Below are 18,080 nucleotides of genomic sequence, written 5' to 3'. Positions count from 1 at the left end.
GCAACTACGGTCCGGTCGCAGGAAGCCCCGTGTAAGGGGGCTCCTTCGGAGGCGGAACCTCCAGCCCACACCGGTCCAATTCGTAGCGCGGCACCCGGTTGATCCGGTATTTGGTGAACTCGTAGGAGTGCACCAGGTTCGACAGGAACCGCCGCGGCCCCATCGGACCTCGCACCGAGTTGAGCAGCGCATCGGTCGCGGGGCACTTCAGCGCCGCCTCGGCTTGAGCAATCCAGTCCTCATCCAGATACGGAGGAATGAACTCCCGGGTCTTGAGGAATGGTCCCTCCGCCACCGCCCAGTCCGGGAACAGGTTCTTGTCGTGACCGATGCGGCCGTCGGTCAACCGTTCGGTGTGGGCGGCCAGCGGATTCGCCAATCCGATCTGATCGATGACCCGCACATCCAGCCCGACATTCATCCCCAGCATGCCCATGTTGGTGAAAAACACGGTGTGCGGGGGATTCCAGTTCCTCTTCTCTTCCGGTGAGAGATCCGGAGGAGGCGGGATGGCGGGCACCACTTCCCAGCGATCGTAATTGCCCGCCGGCAGCAGCAACGCGCCGTCGGGGGTGTTGTTGAGTGCGGTCAGCACCGCGCGCATACGCGGATAGTCCAGGTAGTCCGCCGCGGTGAGCGGATGTGCGTGACCGGTGGCCTGTGAGTAGAAGCGACGTTCGTCGACGATCCCGGAGTAGGTGACCCGGGTGGCGTCATAACCCAGTCCCGGCGAATTCGCCGCCCAGATCGACCAACCCACCACCGCGGCCCACAGCACGCTGGTGGCCGCGGCCAGCAGATACCCCGTCTCCCTGGTGAACTTGGTCCCGTCCGGCAACACCACCGGAATCACCGCGACCGGCGCCAACATGCAGAATATCGGTGTCAACAGCACGCGGCCGTGCATGAAGTCCCCGCCCTGGCGGATCCAGTACACCGCCTGCACCAGACCGCTGAGGACCATGAAAACCGCTACGGCAGTGGGGCTCTGAACGGTCCGCGCCAACCAGCCGTATCCGCGCGGCACCTGTCGCCTGATCCACCATGGCCGGGTCCTGGTGGCCATCAACACCACACCGAGGGCCACCAGCAGCAGCGCAGGCACCCACAACAGGTAGGGCCCGTTGAAGTTCGTCAGGTAGACGAAACCCTGCGCCCACTTCGACCCCGAAGCGTCCTTGGCCACCGCCGTGCCCGGCACGATCAAGCCGTAGTAACCCATCCGGAAGATCTCGTAGCCGACGGGCAGCAGGCCACCGGCGACCACGATCAGCGTCCGGCGCCGCCAACCCCGCGCCGCCACCAGCATCATGATCAGCGCGCCCCCGCCGATCAGTGCCAGTTCCGGCCGGACGAGCACGCTCAGGCCGGCCACAGCCGCCAGCACCGCCTCGAAGAACCGGCCGGGAATGTTGTGCGCCGGTTGAGCGGGCGCGGCACCCCGCGGGTGCGCGGGATATGCCCGCAGCGCCTGCGACCAGCACACCAGCATCCACCACAGCAGGCCGAGATAGGCCAGCACCAAACCGTTTTCAAGACCGGAGGTGGCGAAGTCCCGCGCCGGGGGCAACGCGATGTACACCAGCGCCCCGGCGGGTAGCAGCAGCGCGCGACGGCCCTGCAGGCTCGGCGCGTACAACCGTCCGGCACCCAGCATCACCAGCACCACACCGAGCAGGCTCAGCGCAAGCGCCAACACCAGCACCACGTACTCCAACCGGACCGAGCCACCGATCCAGGCTCCGAACGTCACCAGATACGTCCACACCGTCGAGGTGTTGGCCTCCACCCGTTCGCCGGCGTTGAAGACCGGCCCGTTGCCCGCCAACAGATTCCGCACCGTGCGCAGCACGATCAGGCCGTCGTCGGCGATCCAGCGGCGCTGCCAGGCACCCCAGCTGAACAACCCGGTGACCACCAGCACGCTGACCCACAGGCTGATTCGTACCGAGATGTCGTAAGGGAACGCCGGCCACCGGGCCAGGCGTTCGGTCATGCCACGAATACCTACCCGGTCAACTGAAAGCGATGGCCACACCGATGGTTCCGATCCACGCCACGAACAGAACCTGCAGAACCCGGTCTTTCAGCGCAATCTCCTCAGGCTCGCCGGCGATGCCGCCGTCGATGTCGACTGCGTACCGCAGGATGGCGATGGTGAACGGAACCATCGTGATGGCGTACCACGACGCATCCTGGCCGTCGAGGCCCATGGGATCGCCTGCACGGTCGCGCCCGAAGGCCCACAATCCGTAGCAGACCACCATGGTGGTGGCCGAGAGTGTCCAGACGAACCGCAGGTAGCTGCTGGTGTAGCGCTCCAACGACTTGCGGATCTTGGCCCCGGTGCGTTCGGCCAACTGCAGTTCCGCGTAGCGCTTGCCCGCCGCCATGAACAGCGATCCGAATGCCATCACCAGCAGGAACCACTGCGACAGCGGGATCTCGGCGGCCACACCGCCTGCGATCGCGCGAAGCAGAAAGCCCGATGACACGATGCAGATGTCGAGCACCGCTTGATGTTTGAGGCCGAAGCAGTAGGCCAGCTGGATGACCAGGTAGACCGCCATCACGAACGCCAGGTTGGGCGTCAGCAGCCACGAGATGATCAGCGAGGCCGCACCGAGGACCACGGCCAGCACGTAGGCCAGCCATTCGGGCACCACACCGGCGGCGATCGGGCGGAACCGTTTGGTCGGATGGGCGCGGTCGGCCTCGACATCGCGGGCGTCGTTGATGAGATAGATCGACGATGCGGCCAGGCAGAACACCACGAACGCGATCGAGACCTTGTAAACGAGATCGGCATAGTCGTACTGGATGCCGCCGCCGAGGGCGGCCAGCGGCGCGGCCAGCACCAGCAGGTTCTTCACCCATTGCCGCGGGCGTATCGCCTTGATGAGTCCGGTCGCCAGATTCTTCGGCGGACCGGCCGTCGGCTGCGCCGCCTCACTCATGTGGGTTGTGCTCATCGTTCTTCCGCTCCGTCGCAACCCGCTCACCGATGCTCATCAGTCTCCTTCGGCCCGGCACCCACAGAATCCGAGATCCTACCGACCACGTTTCCCACCAGGGCCCCGACAACCACTCCGGTGAGCACGTCACTGGGATAGTGCACACCGAGCACCAGGCGGGACAACACCATCGGCGGTACCAGCAGCGCGGGCAGCGGCTGCCCGGTGGCCTTGGCCAGCAGCACGGCGGCGGCGGTCGTCGAGGTGGCGTGCGCGGAGGGGAAGCTGAGCCGGCTGGGCGTCCCGACATTGACGGCGATGTCGGGGTGATGCGGCCGCTTCCGGCGCACCACCCGCTTGATCACCACCGCGGCAGCATGTGCCACGAAGGCACCGACGCCGACCGCGATCCAGGACCTGCGGCGGGCCGGGGAAACCAGCGCGCCTGCCGCGGCCACGCCGACCCAGCCCAAACTGTGCTCGCCGAAGTGCGACAGGGCACGTGCGCCGTCCAGGACACCAGGCCGTCCGGCCAGCGCCGCCTGCACGGCAACCAACACGGCGTCCTCGCCGCGTGGGGCATCGGTCATGGCCGGACTTTCTCCCCAGCCTCGACGGGCAGCACCGTCTCCCACTTCTGGGTGCTGGTCAGGGTGGGTAACGCCTGGCGGTAGACCTTGCGCATGCGCTTGAAACGACGGGTTACCTGTATCTGCCTACGAGTCGAAGCCCAAAGCAAGCCAAACATTTTGGCGCGGTCACGCTGGCGGTAGACCACACCCCGGCCATCGGCGGTGGTGACGGTGACACCGTCGACCATGCACAGTGAGAACCACCGGGCATCCTGGGTGGCCACGTTGATCTGTGGCCGTACGTGGGTCGACGGGTCCTCCTTCTTCAGCTGGTGAACAACTCCCCGGCTGAGCCGGAACGCGATGGCAGGCAACGACGTCGGGATCTTCACCTTTTTGCGTCGCTTGTCCGACGCTGCAGGTAGCGCGGTGGCCCCGGCAAGGACCACGGCATCGGGGAACTCCCCGCGCAGTTTGCGCACCTCCGGCAGGGCGGACTCGAGGATCGAGAAGATGTGTTCGGGCCCGGCCAGGAAGTCATCGATCGCCTTGTTCTGGATGGCGACTGTCGAATACTCCAGGCAGAGCAGGTGTTTCAGGGTCGCCTTCATATGGCTGGCGACCAGGCCGCTGATCGCGCCGTCCCAGTGCAAGGCCGCGACCACCAACCGGTTGCGCAGGTGGAAGTACGCCTGCCAGTCGATCGCGTCGTCCTTGTCGCTCCAGGCCATATGCCAGATCGCGGTCCCCGGCAGGGTCACCGTGCCGTAACCGTGCTCCCCGGCGCGCAGCCCGTACTCAGAGTCGTCCCACTTGATGAACAGCGGCAGCGGCTGACCGAGTTCCTCGGCGACCTGGCGCGGGATCATGCATGTCCACCAGCCGTTGAAGTCGACGTCGATGCGGCGGTGCAGCATCTTGCTGCGCTCGTTGTCGTCGTTCAGCGGGAACTTGGCGAAGTCGTGGTCGTATTCGGTGTTCGGCGCGCCCGTCCACATGAAGTTCTGCCGGTCCACGACCTCACCCATGACGTGCAGGTGCGACGGCTCCTGCAGGTTGAGCATCTGGCCGCCGACCAGGATCGGCTCCTTGGCGAACCGGTTCATCGCCAGCGCCCGCAGGATCGAATCCTGTTCGATGCGGATGTCGTCGTCCATGAACAGGATCTGCTCACAGTCGGTGTTCTTCAGAGCCTCGTACATGACCCGGCTGTATCCACCCGAGCCACCCAGGTTCGGCTGGTCGTGCACCGAGAGACGGTCGCCGAGTGCGGCGGCTGCCGCCGCGAATCCGGGATGGTCCTTGACCTTCTTGGTGCCCTGATCCGGCACGATGACAGCGCTGATCACCTCGTCCACCAGGGGATCGGCGGTGAGCGCAGCCAGCGCGTTGACGCAGTCCGCGGGCCGGTTGAAGGTCGGGATTCCGATGGCGACGTTGGCCCGGCCCGGCGCGGGCGTCGGGGCGTACCAGCCGGCGCTGTGCACCCGCACCGCGGTATCGGTGGTGATGTCGAACCAGATCCAGCCGCCGTCCTCGAACGGGGTCAGGTCGATCTCGAATTCCACCGCGGCGCGAGGGCTGCCATCAGGCCCTGTGGCAGTTTCGCCGGTCTCGCTGGAGACCGGGGCGCCGCCGACGGTGATGCGGGCGCCGGTGGCCTTGGTGCGATAGACATCCACGCGTGCGGTGCCGGTCAGCTCCACCCGGAGCACGACCGTCTCCAGGGTCGACCAGCGTCGCCAGTAGCTGGCCGGGAAGGCGTTGAAGTAGGTGGCGAATGACACCCCCGACTCGGCCCCGATCTCGAGTGTGGTCCGACTCGGTGCGTGCGCCCGCCGGGAATTCGTGCTCGATTCCTCGAGATAGAGCTTGCGCACGTCGTACGGCTCACCCGGTCGCGGCAGGATGACCCTGGCCAGCAGGCTGACCGCCCTGGATTCTCCGGTGTCCAGCGCGCCGGACGGGATGTCGCTCATGCTTTGCTGCTTTCGTCATCGGTCACCAACGGCGCACCCGCGCTCAGGTGCGGTACCAGCGTGTTGTCATACATGTTCAATGCGCTGGCGATGGCCATGTGCATGTCGAGGTATTGATAGGTGCCCAGCCGGCCACCGAAAAGCACCTTTGCCGAGGCGGTTTCGGCCTTGGCTCGCGCACGGTAGGCCGCGAGCAGGCCGCGATCGGCCTCGGTGTTGATCGGGTAGTACGGCTCGTCGGAGTCCTCTGCGAAGCGCGAATACTCGCGCATGATCACGGTCTTGTCGTTCGGGTATTCCCGCTCTGGGTGGAAGTGCCGGAACTCGTGGATGCGGGTGTACGGCACGTCCGCGTCGTTGTAGTTCATCACCGGTGTGCCCTGAAAATCTCCGGTGTCGAGCACCTCCAGCTCGAAATCCAGTGTGCGCCAGCCGAGCCGGCCCTCCGAATAGTCGAAGTAGCGGTCCAGCGGACCGGTGTACACGACTGGGGCGTCGGGACTCCCGGCGCGCAACTCGTCGCGGACGTCGAACCAGTCGGTGTCCAGCCGCACCTCGATGCGGTCGTCGGCGGCCATGTTCTGCAGCCACGCCGTGTACCCGTCGACGGGCAGACCCTCGTAGGTGTCGTTGAAGTAGCGGTTGTCGAACGTGTAGCGCACCGGCAGGCGGGTGATGTTGGATGCAGGCAGCTCTTTGGGATCGGTCTGCCACTGCTTGGCGGTGTAGTGCTTCATGAACGCTTCGTAGAGCGGCCTGCCGATCAGCGAGATCGCCTTCTCTTCGAAGTTCTGCGCGTCGGCGCTTTTGATCTCGGCTGCCTGCTCCTTGATCAGCGCGCGCGCCTCATCGGGACTGAAGTACCTGCCGAAGAACTGCGACACCAGGCCCAGGCCCATCGGGAACTGATAGGCCTGCCCGTCGTGCAGCGCAAAGACCCGGTGCTGATAGCCGGTGAACTCGGTGAACTGACGCACGTAGTCCCACACCCGCTTGTTCGAGGTGTGGAACAGGTGTGCGCCGTACTTGTGCACTTCGATACCTGTGTGCGGTTCGGCTTCGGAGTACGCGTTGCCGCCGATGTGCGGGCGGCGGTCGACAACGAGTACGCGCTTGTCGAGCTGCGTCGCCACACGCTCGGCGATCGTCAGACCGAAGAATCCGGAGCCAACAACAAGGAGGTCATAACGAGCGGTCATCGGCAGCCAGGGTATCCGACCATCCCGCAGTCCCCCGAATGCGATAGCGCCCGCAGGTCGCAATTCGCTCACGATTCAATATCGTCACTCTAGACCCACTAGTCACAGCAGTACCATCGATCACGTTGGCATTCATGGGCTACACACGATCCCGCCAGGGTCGGCGACCGCCGCATAGCCACCCAGACGCACAACCCAAAGCAGTTCATACGCAGTCCATATATTGAGGAGACTTCCGTGCCGAACCGACGTCGACGCAAGTGCTCGACAGCCATGCGCACAGTCGCCGCAGTGGCAGTCGCAAGTCCAGTCGCATTAGTGGCAGTAACCCAGCTTTCACCCGCGCCCCAGGAACGTGAATTCACCCAGGCAGCACTGGTCACCGATCTGCCGGGGGAACTGATGTCCGCGCTCTCCCAGGGGCTGTCCCAGTTCGGCATCAACCTGCCGCCGATGCCCACCGGCCTGCTCACGGGTTCGGGCACAACGCCATCGCTGGCCTCGCCGAGCCTGACCTCGCCGGGTCTCGGCTCACCGGGATTGACTTCGCCAGGCCTGACGTCCCCTGGATTGACCTCGCCCGGCCTCACCGCGCCCGGCTTGACCGACCCCGGGCTCACCAACCCGGCGCTGACCAGCCCCGAGGGCCTCACCTCCCCGGGTCTGACCTCGCCGGGCCTGACTGCGCCGGGCGGTGCCCCCGGTGCCGCGACGCCGTCGCTCACGGATCCGGGCCTGACCAACCCGTCGCTCACCAACCCGTCGCTGACCAACCCGGCAGGCGCCGCTCCCGGCGGCCTTACCGCTCCGGGCACGACCCCTGACCTCGGGGCCACCGGGTTGACCACGCCGGGTCTGACGACGCCGTCCATCGGGGGAGATCCGTCACTGACACAGATCTCCAACACGACCGGCCTTCCCGCTCCGGGCGAGGTGCCGATCTCGGCTCCACTCGGCGCCGATCCCAGCCTGGGCACCTACCCCATCCTGGGCGACCCGTCGCTCGGCGCGATGCCTGCTGCGACCGGCGGCGGCGGTGGCGGCGGCGGGCTGTTCGGCGATCTGTCCAGCGCCGCCCAGCAGCTCGGTGCCGGACAGGCCATCGATCTGCTCAAGGGCATGGTCATGCCGGCGATCACCGGAGCCATGCAACAGGGCGTACCGGCAGCGGCTCCGCCCGTGCCGGCACCGGCCCCGTAGTCCAACCGCGAAACGGCACCGCAGAAGCAATCCGTGCTCTGCGGTGCCGTTGCGGTTTTTCGGCTTGTCACAACAGCGCGTGTCGAATCATTGGTAACAACAGACTCATACGTAACATCAGTCCGTGCTGTCCCGCCGCCCCGCGCCGTCAATTCTGTTCACCGCGCTCGCGGCGACGGTGGTCATCCTGCCGTGGGCCATCGGCGGCGTCCCCGGCAGCGAAGACACAGACCACCCCGGAGCTGCGCCGGCGCTGACCCAGCAACCGTTGAACAATCTCGCCGGCGGCGAGAACATTCGCGAGGTCCACCAGGACACCCCGTTTTCGATGGTCGCACTGACGTCGCAAGACCTCGATGGCACGACAGCCCGGGTGCGTGCCCGCAAGTCCGACGGTTCGTGGGGCCCCTGGTACGAGGCGGAAAAACTCGACGGCGTCGGCGCCGATACAGCCGGCCCGAGCGGCACCGAGCCGATATTCGTCGGGCGTACCAATACCGTGCAGATCGCCGTGTCCCGCCCGGCCGACGCGACCCCCACCGGCGCAGGCGCACCGGCGCCTGCCGCCAAACCAGCGCTCGGCTATCAGCCGGCCAGCGTCGAGGCACCCTTCGCCCAGAACATCAACGCGGTGCTGATCAGCCCGCCACAGGCGCCGGCCGACATCGGACCGCTGCCCACCGCGGTCACCGCCCCCGGCGTCCCGCCCCACATCATCTCCCGCGCCCAGTGGGGCGCCGACGAGTCGATGCGGTGTGGAAACACGGTGTACGACAAGGGCATACGTGCCGGCATCGTGCACCATACGGCCGGCAGCAACGACTACGCGCCCGAGGATTCCGCCGGGATCATCCGGTCGATCTACGAGTACCACACCAGAACCCTCGGCTGGTGCGACATCGCCTACAACGCCATGGTCGACAAGTACGGCCAGGTATTCGAGGGCCGGGCGGGCGGCGTCGACAAGCCGGTGGAGGGATCCCACACCGGCGGGTTCAATCACGACACCTGGGGTGTGGCGATGCTGGGCGACTTCGACGTCGTGCCGCCGACCCCGATCCAGCTGCGCACCACCGCCCGCCTGCTGGGCTGGAGACTCGGACTCGACCACATCGACCCGCACGGGACCACGGTGCTCACCTCTGCCGGGGGCTCTTTCACGCACTTCCCGCGCGGCGCCACCCCGACCCTGCCGACCATCTTCACCCACCGCGATGTCGGCATCACCGACTGCCCGGGCAACGCGGCCTACGCCGAGATGGGCCGCATCCGCGACATCGCCGCGCGCTTCAACATGCCGCCCGGCCCGGAGGAGCTCGCCGAGCAGATGCGCGGTGGCGCGATCTACAACCGCTGGCAGGCGATGGGCGCCGAAAAGGGTCCCCTGGGCAACCCGACGTCCCCCGAGGCCGCCGCCCAGGGCGGAGCCCGGTACGCGACGTTCGAAAGGGGCGCGCTCTACTGGTCACCGGCCAGCGGTGCCGAGCCCGTCACGGGCGCGATCTATGAGGCCTGGGGCAGCCTGGGCTTCGAACGCGGCGTGCTCGGCCTGCCGACCAGCGGCGAGATTCAAGAGCCACTGTGGATTGTGCAGAACTTCCAGCACGGCACGTTGAACTTCGACCGGGAGAAGGGCACGGTGACCCGGGTCATCGACGGTGTCCCGTTGGAGTTGCCGCCGCCCTCACCGGACGACCAGCCGGTTCAGCTGGAGCGCTTCACGCCGATCGGCGCCTGAGACGCTCAGGACCACCAGCGCTCCAGTACCCGTGCCACGCCGTCGTCGGCGTTGGTGACCGTGACCTCGTCGGCAGCATCCATCGCGTACTGATGCGCATTGCCCATCGCCACACCGCGCCCGGCCCAACTCAGCATCGGCACGTCGTTGGGCATGTCACCGAACGTGACGACGTCGGCGGCCGACAGCCCCAGCGGTCGGGCCAGTTCCTCCACCCCGGTGGCCTTGCTGATGCCCAACGGCACCACCTCGATCAGGCCGTTGTTCGTCGAGAACGTGATATCGCCCTGCAGCCCGATGTGTTTGATCAGCTCGGCAGCCATATCCGAGCTGCGGGCGCCTGCCTTGCGGATCAGCAGTTTCACCGCGGGCGCACTGAGCAGGTCCTCGACCGACACCTCGGTGTTGTCCGGATTGAGCCACGCGTGCTCGTAACCCGGTGAGCTGACGAACTGCGGGGTGGCCGCGTCATGCGCGGAGTTGCCGACCCGCTCCACCGCCAGGCCCGCACCCGGGATCACCCGGGTGGCGATCTCGGCCAGCTCACCGAGGTCGTCTACCGAGAGCGTGTGGGCCGAGACGACCCGGTCGGTTTCCGGGTCATAGATGACTGCGCCGTTGGCGCACACCGCCATCGGCGCGAAGCCGAGACCGTCGACCACGGGTTGTATCCATCGCGGGGGTCGGCCGGTGGCCAGGACGAACGTCGTGCCCGCCGCCACCGCCGCCGCCACCGCGGCACGGGTGCGCGGCGTCACCAGCTCGTTCTCGTCGAGCAGGGTGCCGTCGACATCGGTGGCGATCAGCCCCGGCCGGGTCTGCGCGCTCACCGGCGGTGATTCGCTTGGCGCTCGGCACGCTTGCGGGCCCGCTCGGCCAATTCCGCTTCGTCCAGTTTCCTGGCCTCGGCCGGCGTGGGCGCGCTGCCCCCGAGCCGCCGGGGCACCCAGTACTGCCCGGGCGGAGCCGGGTAATCGGACTGCGCCTCATCCAGCAGGGCCGACATCGAATCACGCAGGACCCCGTCGAGTTCGGTGAACGAACCGGACGGCCTGATCGGTGTACCCACCACGACATTTATCGGAATCTTATTACGCCCCAATGCTTTCGGATGATCCTTGGTCCAAATACGATGTGCGCCCCAGACAATCAGCGGGATGATCGGGACATCTGCGGCAAGCGCCATCCGGGCCGCACCGGTCTTGAACTCCTTCAGTTCGAAACTGCGACTGATGGTGGCTTCGGGATAGACACCGACCAGCTCACCTGCCCGCAGCGCCGCGACGGCCTCCGAATACGCGCCGGCACCGGCTCCCCGGTCCACCGGAATCGTCCCGGTGTGTTTGATGAGAAAGCCGACGACGGACACCTGCTCCATCTCGGCCTTGATCATGAACCGCATCCGCCGATGACGTGCGGTGGCGGCCAGCCCGGCAGGCAGGAAGTCGACGTAGCTGGTGTGGTTGATCGCGACGACCGCGCCACCCGTTGCCGGGATGTTGTCCAAGCCGCTGAACGTGATCCGGGTTCCGGTCGCCCGGACCCCGAGGCGGGAGGCAATCTCCAGACTGCGGAAAACCGGTTCCATCTGTCGGCTACCCCGGGGCCTCAGTCGTCCCGGCCGCACGTTTGGCCGCCTTTGCGGCGGCCTCCTCGGCGTCCATCCGGTTGGCCTCGGCCAGCGACGGCGCCCCGCCGCCGAGCCGGTGCGGCACCCAGAACTCACCCGCCGGGTACGGCCCGTAGGCATCCTGCACCTGCTCGAGCAGGTGCTGCATACGCGAGTGCAGCAGCGCCGTCAGTTCGACCGCGGGCAGCGTCGGTGCGATCGGCTCACCGACGGCCACCGTGATCGGGACCTTGGGCCGGTACAGATTCTTCGGGTGTCCCTTGGTCCAGATCCGCTGTGCTCCCCACACGATGTGCGGGACGATCGGCACGCCCGCAGCGATCGCCATCCGTGCGGCACCGGACTTGAACTCCTTGATCTCGAAGCTGCGGCTGATGGTGGCCTCCGGGTAGACACCGACCAGCTCACCGGCCCTGAGGTAGTCGCAGGCCTGGTCGTAGGAGGCCGCGCCACTGTCGCGGTCCACCTCGATGTGCCGAAGACTGCGCATGACGGGTCCGGTGATCTTGTGGTCGAAGACCTCTCGCTTCGCCATGAACCGCACTTTGCGACCGTGCTTCTGCCGGTAGGCGGGCAGCCCGGCGAAGGTGAAGTCGAAGTAGCTGGTGTGGTTGATGGCAACCACCGCGCCACCCGTGACGGGAAGGTTCTCCACACCGGTCACGGTGAACTTCAAACCCTGCAGCCGCCAGGCGAGTCGGGCCAGCTGAATGACAGTCCCATACACCGGTTCCACAGCCGCCAGCGTAGTGCGCGCGGGGACCGTTCCGTACCCACCTCACTGCAGCCGGGGCCCTGACGTGGCGCGCTTCGGCGTTGCGGGCAACTCCCGCTAGGCTGATCGGGCGTCAATTGTTCCAAGCGAAAGGCTGTTTGTGCAGGTCACCAGTGTCGGACACGCGGGCTTCCGGATCGATACCAGGGCCGGAAGCATCCTGTGCGACCCCTGGGTCAACCCGGCGTACTTTGCTTCCTGGTTCCCGTTCCCGGACAACAGCGCCCTCGACTGGGACACGCTCGGAAACGTCGATTACCTCTATGTCTCCCATCTGCACAAGGACCACTTCGACCCGGAGAACCTGCGCCGCCACGTCAACAAGGACGCGACGGTGCTGCTTCCGGACTTCCCCGTCCCGGACCTGCGGCGTGAACTCGAGCGGCTGGGTTTTCACCGATTCTTCGAGACCACCGACTCGGTGAAGCACACCGTCAGCGGGCCCAAGGGCGACCTGGACGTGATGATCATCGCGCTGCGGGCGCCTGCCGACGGCCCGATCGGTGACTCCGGCCTGGTGGTTTCGGACAGCGTCACCACCGTTTTCAATATGAACGACGCGCGTCCGGTCGATCTTGATGTGCTGCACGCCGACTTCGGTCAGGTGGACGTGCACATGCTCCAGTACTCCGGAGCGATCTGGTACCCGATGGTCTACGACATGCCTGTGCGGGCCAAGGAAGCATTCGGCACCCAGAAGCGGCAGCGGCAGATGGACCGGTGCCGGCAGTACATCTCGCAGGTCGCGGCGACCTGGGTGGTGCCGTCGGCGGGCCCGCCGTGCTTCCTGGACCCGGAGTTGCGCGATCTCAACGACGATCACGGCGACCCGGCCAACATCTTTCCCGACCAGGCGGTGTTCCTGGAGCAGATGCGCACGCACGGCCACCACGGCGGCCTGCTGATGGTGCCCGGCACCACCGCGGATTTCACCGGCTCACAACTGAACTCGCTGACCCATCCGATCGACGACCCCGAGGCGGTGTTCACCACCGGCAAGGCCGCCTACATCGAGGACTACGCCCAGCGGATGGCCCCGGTACTGGCCGCGGAGAAGGCGCGCTGGGCCCCGGCGGCCGGTGAACCGCTGTTGGAGCCACTGCGCGCGCTGTTCGAGCCGATCATGCTGGCCAGCGACCAGATCTGCGACGGCATCGGCTACCCCGTGGAATTGCGCCTCGGGCCGGAAACAGTGGTGCTGGACTTCCCGAAACGGACTGTGCGGGAAGCCATCGCCGACGAGAAGTTCCGGTACGGCTTCGAAATCGCACCCGAGCTGGTGCGCACCGTGGTGCGCGACAACGAGCCGGACTGGGTCAACACCATCTTCCTGTCCACCCGGTTCCGGGCGTGGCGCGTCGGCGGCTACAACGAGTATCTGTACACCTTCTTCAAGTGCCTGACCGACGAGCGAATCGCCTACGCCGACGGCTGGTTCGCCGAAGCGCACGACGACACCGCGTCGATCACGCTGGACGGCTGGGAGATTCAGCGACGTTGCCCGCACCTCAAAGCCGATCTGTCGAAGTTCGGCGTGGTGGACGGGAACACGCTGACCTGCAACCTGCACGGCTGGCAGTGGAACCTGGAGAACGGGCGGTGCCTGACCAGCAAGGGGCACGAGCTACGGAGCGCGCGGTCTGCGGACGCGAGGAGCACAGAGAGCAGATGAGTGCACCACACCAGCACTACGACGACGGACTGATCCAGCTGGATCAGCACGCGATCACCTTGCGCCGCTATCACTTTCCGTCCGGCACCTCGAAGGTCATCCCGCTGCGCGACGTCCGCGGGTATACCGCGACATCGCTGAACCTCCTGCACCGGTTCCGGATCTGGGGCAGCTCGGACCTGCGCCGCTGGCTGCCACTCGACGTCAGCCGACCGTTCCGGTCGACACTGGTGACCCTCGATGTGGCGGGCACCCGCTGGCGGCCGGCTTTCACCCCGGTCCGCCCGGACGAGTTCGTCACCCAGCTCGACGCGCTGCTGGAGCGCTAACGGGTCGAAACCACCTGTCGCAGTTCAGAAGCCGAGCTCTCCGCACTGTCATAGACGCGGACGATGGCTTCGTCGCCCGGTTTGAGATAGGTCGATTCCCCCAGTGGGGTGTACCGCGTGGCGCCGATACCGATCAACACGTTCTCCGGGTGCCCGCTGGCCACCATCAAGGCGCCGACGTCCTCCAGCGGGGTGTCCTGCGCACCCTTCTGATTGGCCAGCCGCTCGACGATCCAGTCCAGCAGCACCTCGCCGTAGTAGGAGTAACCCACCAGCGGGGAGTCCACCCCGTACGCGTGCTGCTCCCCGTCACCGTCGCGCAGGTAGCACACCAACCGCATGGTCGCGGTGGGGCCGTCCGGGGTCAGATCACTGATTTCGAAGAACTGCGGTGCCACCCCCTTCGAGGCCGGCCCCCAGTTCTTCTTGTGACTGATCTTGGGTGCGCCCGGCCGACGGATCGAGCAGTCGTTGAAGGCGCCGAGCGCGAAGGGCTCAAGGCTGGCCACGGTGTCTCCGCGCCACGTCACGCGACAGGCGATCCCCACCTCGGGCTCGATCTGCAGGTTCAGCGGGCCGTCGTCTTCGGCAGGTAGCACGACGCTGTCGTGGGACAGCGGGAATTCGCCGAGGAAGTCGTCGCGCCCGGGCGCGTACCACGGGAAGATTCCCTTGGGCGCATAGCCTTCCGTCACCACCTTGACGAAATCGCCTGCCTCGCCTGCCTGTTCAAGATGGCCAGCGAAGTTTCCCGCCACTCCGAACCCGAACCAGTTCTGCAGCTCCGCAAGGTCGATATCGATCATGGCTCAAGCACTTCCGTTCTGACGAAGGGAACCAGCGCTGCGGGGACCCGCACGCTGCCGTCGGGTTGCTGATGGTTTTCCAGAATCGCCACCAACCAACGCGTGGTGGCCAGCGTCCCGTTCAACGTCGCCGCAATCTGCGGCTTACCGTTCTCGTCGCGGTAGCGCGTCGCCAACCGCCGGGCCTGGAACGTCGTGCAATTCGAGGTCGAGGTGAGTTCACGGTAGGTCTGCTGCGTCGGAACCCAGGCCTCGCAGTCGAATTTGCGTGCCGCCGAGGAGCCCAGATCGCCTGCGGCGACGTCGATCACCCGGTAGGGAACCTCGATGGCGGCGAGCATCTCCTGCTGCCAGTCCAGCAACCGCCGGTGCTCCGCCTCGGCTTCTTCGGGCTTGCAGTAGACGAACCCTTCGACTTTGTCGAACTGGTGCACCCGGATGATGCCGCGGGTGTCCTTGCCGTAGCTGCCCGCCTCCCGGCGAAAGCACGACGACCAGCCGGCATAACGTCGTGGACCGGCGGACAGATCGATGATTTCGTCAGCGTGATACCCGGCCATCGGCACTTCCGAGGTGCCGACCAGATAGAGATCGTCGGCTTCCAGCCGGTACACCTCATCGGCGTGGGCACCGAGAAATCCGGTGCCCGCCATGACTTCCGGACGCACCAGCACCGGCGGGATCATCATGGTGAAGCCGTTCTGCACGGCAAGCTGGGTGGCCAACTGCAGCAACCCCAGTTGCAGCAACGCACCGTTGCCGGTCAGGAAGTAGAAGCGTGAGCCGGAGACCTTGGCTCCGCGCTCCATGTCGATCAGCCCGAGCGCCTCGCCCAGCTCGAGGTGATCCTTGGGATTCTCGATGGCCCTCGGCTCGCCCACGGTGTCGAGCAGGACGAAGTCGTCCTCACCACCTGAAGGCACCCCGTCGATGATCACATTGCCGATGGCCAGGTGCGCGGCGGTGAAGGCCTTGCCCGCCTCGACCTGTGCGACTTCGGCGGCCTTGACCTGTTCGGCCAGATCCTTGGCCTGTTGCAGCAGCGCGGGTCGCTCGTCCGGGGAGGCCTGACCCACCCGCTTGCTCGCCGACTTCTGCTCAGCCCGCAGATTGTCGGCCGCGGACACCGCCGCGCGCCGGGCCACATCGGCTTGCAGCAGCGCGTCGACCAGAGCCGGGTCCTCACCGCGGGCTCGTTGCGACGCACGCACGGTATCGGGATTCTCGCGCAACAGCCTGAGGTCGATCACGGCCGCAACCCTACTTTTGGGAGTGTCGCGCCGTACATTCGAGGTCGCCAACACACATTCGTCGGCCGCCGACAAGCACAACCACATAACGTTACAACTGCATCACTTGTCACAGCACCTGACACGCCTGTCACAATGGAGCGGATGTTCGAGGCACCTGAGCACGACGACCTGCTCCCCTACCGCGCTGACGGCGACGCTCCCGGTGAAGGGAAGTGGTGGCACAGTCTGCATGCCGCGTCGACGCGACGTGCGCTACTGCTGACGGCTCTCGGCGGACTGCTCATCGCCGGTCTGATCACGGCACTGCCTCGCAGCGAGGGCGCCAACACCGCCCTCAACTCCGGCGCCATCGCGTTGGGGCCCCGCGGTAACGACACCTTCGATCACGTGAAGAGCGGCGACTGCCTGACCTGGCCGGGACGCAATCCCGACGCCGCGCACATCGTCGACTGCAAGGACAACCACCGCTTCGAGGTAGCCGAGGCCGTCGACATGCGGACCTTCCCTGGCAGCGAGTACGGACCGCAGGCCCCGCCGCCCTCGGTCGAGCGCATCAAGCAGATCAGCCAGGAACAATGCGGGCCTGCGCTGCGCGGCTACCTCGGCCCCAAATTCGACCCGAACGGGAAATTCACCATCGGACTGCTGTGGTCCGGCGAGAAGGCCTGGAAGCAGGCCGGCGAGCGCCGCATGCTGTGCGGGCTGCAACTGCTCGGGCCCGGCGACAGCCAGATCGAGTTCCAGGGCAAGGTCGCCGACATCGACCAATCGAAGGTCTGGGCTGCAGGCACCTGCCTCGGCATCGACGCTGCCACCAACCAGCCCACCGACGTTCCCGTCGATTGTGCGGCACCGCATGCCATGGAGGTCACCGGAGCGGTGAACCTCGCCGAGAAGTTCCCGGGTGGGCTGCCGCCCGAACCCGAACAGGACAGCTACATCAAGGACACCTGCACCAAGCTGACCGACGACTACCTGGCTCCGGTGGAGCTGCGCAGTACGACGCTGGCACTGAGCTACAGCACGATCTCGCTGCCCAGCTGGTCGGCGGGTAGCCACCAGGTGTCGTGCAGCATCGGCGCGACCCTCGGCAACGGCGGCTGGTCCACGCTGGTGCAGAGCGCCAAGGGCCCGTTGGTGATCAACGGGCAGCCGCCGGTCGCACCGCCCGACATTCCCGAGGAACGCCTCAATCTGCCCCCCGTGCCGATGCCCGACACGGTGGACACGTCATCGGGGTCGTCCTCATCATCGGGCTCGTCCTCGGGCTCGTCGTCATCCTCGGGCTCCTCCGATTCGGGTTCGTCGTCCGATTCCTCCTCGTCGAGCAGCCAGAACCAGCAGAGCCAGCACATGCCGCAGCAGCCGGCTGCCACCACGACCGCCGCCCCGGCCCCACCCGAGCAGTCCAATACGGTCAACCCGCCGCCGCCCGGCGCCCCACCGCCTCCACCGGCCCCCGAACAGGTCCCACCGCCGCCGCCGGCCCCGGAACAGGCCCCGCCTCCCCCTGCGCCCGCGCCGGAACAGGCCCCACCCCCGGCAGTGCCGCCGCCCGGCGAGCCGCTCCCGCCGCCACCGGTGCCCTAGCTCATGGCCGTGCGGATGAGTTCGCAACGGTTTGAGGAGCTGGTGTCCGACGCGCTCGATCGGGTACCACCCGAGCTGGCGGCAGCGATCGACAACGTCGTGGTGCTGGTGGAAGGGCGCAACTCCGACGAACCCGACATCCTGGGCCTGTACCAGGGCGTCGCACTGACCGAACGGGATTCCTGGTATGCCGGCTCACTGCCGGACACCATCACGATCTACCGCGATGCGCTGTTGGACATGTGTGAGGACGAGGACCACGTCGTCGAAGAGGTGGCGATCACCGTGATCCACGAGATCGCACATCATTTCGGGATTGACGACGAACGGCTCCACGAGCTGGGCTGGGCGTAATTCGCCGAACCGCATCCGCGCGGCATCCA

At 66.6% G+C, this 18,080-nt stretch carries 16 protein-coding genes; 6 read left to right on the top strand and 10 right to left on the bottom strand.

Annotation, left to right across the window (positions count from 1 at the left end; translation table 11 throughout):
• Window positions 1-4: 4 nt before the first annotated feature.
• The 5 genes from zomB to glf are packed head-to-tail and all read right to left on the bottom strand — an operon-like array spanning window position 5 to window position 6,704.
• On the bottom strand, window positions 5-1,996 hold the full coding sequence (zomB, locus tag M1247_RS02835; RefSeq protein ID WP_317154733.1) for a terminal beta-(1->2)-arabinofuranosyltransferase: 1,992 nt from the start codon (window positions 1,994-1,996) through the stop codon (window positions 5-7).
• A 19-nt stretch (window positions 1,997-2,015) separates the two neighbouring features.
• Complete coding sequence (locus M1247_RS02830) at window positions 2,016-2,957, bottom strand: decaprenyl-phosphate phosphoribosyltransferase (protein WP_317155014.1); 942 nt, start codon at window positions 2,955-2,957, stop codon at window positions 2,016-2,018.
• 41 nt (window positions 2,958-2,998) lie between these two features.
• Window positions 2,999-3,544 carry a phosphatase PAP2 family protein gene (locus tag M1247_RS02825; RefSeq protein ID WP_317154732.1) on the bottom strand — a complete coding sequence of 182 codons (546 nt, stop codon included), beginning with the start codon at window positions 3,542-3,544 and terminating at the stop codon, window positions 2,999-3,001.
• Complete coding sequence (locus M1247_RS02820) at window positions 3,541-5,505, bottom strand: glycosyltransferase (protein ID WP_317154731.1); 1,965 nt, start codon at window positions 5,503-5,505, stop codon at window positions 3,541-3,543. The genes M1247_RS02825 and M1247_RS02820 overlap by 4 nt, the downstream gene beginning before the upstream one ends.
• The gene (glf, locus tag M1247_RS02815) at window positions 5,502-6,704 is read right to left on the bottom strand and encodes a UDP-galactopyranose mutase (RefSeq protein ID WP_317154730.1); all 1,203 of its coding nucleotides are present in this window, start codon (window positions 6,702-6,704) and stop codon (window positions 5,502-5,504) included. The genes M1247_RS02820 and glf overlap by 4 nt, the downstream gene beginning before the upstream one ends.
• 237 nt (window positions 6,705-6,941) lie before the next feature.
• On the opposite strand from glf, the gene M1247_RS02810 reads away from it, so the two are divergent.
• Together M1247_RS02810 and M1247_RS02805 are read left to right on the top strand one after the other, a co-directional pair.
• Entirely contained in the window at window positions 6,942-7,904 is a 963-nt protein-coding gene (locus M1247_RS02810) for a hypothetical protein (protein ID WP_317154729.1), read from the top strand.
• Between the two features lie 124 nt (window positions 7,905-8,028).
• Window positions 8,029-9,642, top strand: coding sequence for an N-acetylmuramoyl-L-alanine amidase (locus tag M1247_RS02805; RefSeq protein WP_317154728.1), 1,614 nt, complete (start codon window positions 8,029-8,031; stop codon window positions 9,640-9,642).
• A gap of 5 nt (window positions 9,643-9,647) precedes the next feature.
• Here M1247_RS02805 and M1247_RS02800 read toward each other — a convergent pair whose 3' ends face one another.
• From M1247_RS02800 to M1247_RS02790, 3 genes are read right to left on the bottom strand one after another with little or no spacing between them, the layout of a single operon-like run.
• Window positions 9,648-10,472: an HAD family hydrolase gene (locus tag M1247_RS02800; RefSeq protein WP_317154727.1), complete on the bottom strand. Its 825-nt coding sequence runs from the start codon at window positions 10,470-10,472 to the stop codon at window positions 9,648-9,650.
• Window positions 10,469-11,230 carry a lysophospholipid acyltransferase family protein gene (locus M1247_RS02795; RefSeq protein ID WP_317154726.1) on the bottom strand — a complete coding sequence of 254 codons (762 nt, stop codon included), beginning with the start codon at window positions 11,228-11,230 and terminating at the stop codon, window positions 10,469-10,471. Before M1247_RS02795 ends, M1247_RS02800 begins: the two co-directional genes overlap by 4 nt.
• Before the next feature lie 7 nt (window positions 11,231-11,237).
• Window positions 11,238-12,008: a lysophospholipid acyltransferase family protein gene (locus M1247_RS02790; RefSeq protein WP_317154725.1), complete on the bottom strand. Its 771-nt coding sequence runs from the start codon at window positions 12,006-12,008 to the stop codon at window positions 11,238-11,240.
• Window positions 12,009-12,147: 139 nt separating this feature from the next.
• Between M1247_RS02790 and M1247_RS02785 the strand changes: the two genes are divergently transcribed.
• Window positions 12,148-13,719, top strand: coding sequence for a Rieske 2Fe-2S domain-containing protein (locus M1247_RS02785; protein WP_317154724.1), 1,572 nt, complete (start codon window positions 12,148-12,150; stop codon window positions 13,717-13,719).
• Window positions 13,716-14,048 (top strand): hypothetical protein, encoded by a 333-nt coding sequence (locus tag M1247_RS02780; protein WP_317154723.1) that lies wholly within the window; start codon window positions 13,716-13,718, stop codon window positions 14,046-14,048. The genes M1247_RS02785 and M1247_RS02780 overlap by 4 nt, the downstream gene beginning before the upstream one ends.
• Here M1247_RS02780 and M1247_RS02775 read toward each other — a convergent pair.
• Window positions 14,045-14,854, bottom strand: coding sequence for a DUF5718 family protein (locus tag M1247_RS02775; RefSeq protein WP_317154722.1), 810 nt, complete (start codon window positions 14,852-14,854; stop codon window positions 14,045-14,047). The two genes, M1247_RS02780 and M1247_RS02775, sit on opposite strands and share 4 nt — an antisense overlap.
• Window positions 14,851-16,104, bottom strand: a complete 1,254-nt coding sequence (gene serS, locus M1247_RS02770; RefSeq protein WP_317154721.1) for a serine--tRNA ligase — start codon at window positions 16,102-16,104, stop codon at window positions 14,851-14,853. Before serS ends, M1247_RS02775 begins: the two co-directional genes overlap by 4 nt.
• 135 nt (window positions 16,105-16,239) lie before the next feature.
• On the opposite strand from serS, the gene M1247_RS02765 reads away from it, so the two are divergent.
• Together M1247_RS02765 and M1247_RS02760 are read left to right on the top strand one after the other, a co-directional pair.
• Window positions 16,240-17,697 carry a septum formation family protein gene (locus tag M1247_RS02765; RefSeq protein ID WP_317154720.1) on the top strand — a complete coding sequence of 486 codons (1,458 nt, stop codon included), beginning with the start codon at window positions 16,240-16,242 and terminating at the stop codon, window positions 17,695-17,697.
• A gap of 3 nt (window positions 17,698-17,700) precedes the next feature.
• Window positions 17,701-18,051 (top strand): metallopeptidase family protein, encoded by a 351-nt coding sequence (locus tag M1247_RS02760; protein ID WP_317154719.1) that lies wholly within the window; start codon window positions 17,701-17,703, stop codon window positions 18,049-18,051.
• The last annotated feature ends 29 nt before the right edge of the window (window positions 18,052-18,080 follow it).

Source organism: Mycobacterium appelbergii, from assembly GCF_032883035.1.
GTDB classification, from domain to species: domain Bacteria; phylum Actinomycetota; class Actinomycetes; order Mycobacteriales; family Mycobacteriaceae; genus Mycobacterium; species Mycobacterium appelbergii.
The sequence above is the reverse complement of the archived record's forward strand: the minus strand, read 5'-3'. Positions and strand labels throughout refer to the sequence as shown.

What these genes read in the sequence shown, in the direction of transcription:
- M1247_RS02775 (WP_317154722.1), bottom strand. Translation starts at nt 14,854, where the DNA reads ATGATCGATATCGACCTTGCGGAGCTGCAGAACTGGTTCGGGTTCGGA.
- M1247_RS02820 (WP_317154731.1), bottom strand. Translation starts at nt 5,505, where the DNA reads ATGAGCGACATCCCGTCCGGCGCGCTGGACACCGGAGAATCCAGGGCG.
- M1247_RS02830 (WP_317155014.1), bottom strand. Translation starts at nt 2,957, where the DNA reads ATGAGTGAGGCGGCGCAGCCGACGGCCGGTCCGCCGAAGAATCTGGCG.
- M1247_RS02760 (WP_317154719.1), top strand. Translation starts at nt 17,701, where the DNA reads ATGGCCGTGCGGATGAGTTCGCAACGGTTTGAGGAGCTGGTGTCCGAC.
- M1247_RS02825 (WP_317154732.1), bottom strand. Translation starts at nt 3,544, where the DNA reads ATGACCGATGCCCCACGCGGCGAGGACGCCGTGTTGGTTGCCGTGCAG.
- M1247_RS02780 (WP_317154723.1), top strand. Translation starts at nt 13,716, where the DNA reads ATGAGTGCACCACACCAGCACTACGACGACGGACTGATCCAGCTGGAT.
- zomB (WP_317154733.1), bottom strand. Translation starts at nt 1,996, where the DNA reads ATGACCGAACGCCTGGCCCGGTGGCCGGCGTTCCCTTACGACATCTCG.
- glf (WP_317154730.1), bottom strand. Translation starts at nt 6,704, where the DNA reads ATGACCGCTCGTTATGACCTCCTTGTTGTTGGCTCCGGATTCTTCGGT.
- M1247_RS02765 (WP_317154720.1), top strand. Translation starts at nt 16,240, where the DNA reads ATGGAGCGGATGTTCGAGGCACCTGAGCACGACGACCTGCTCCCCTAC.
- M1247_RS02795 (WP_317154726.1), bottom strand. Translation starts at nt 11,230, where the DNA reads ATGGAACCGGTTTTCCGCAGTCTGGAGATTGCCTCCCGCCTCGGGGTC.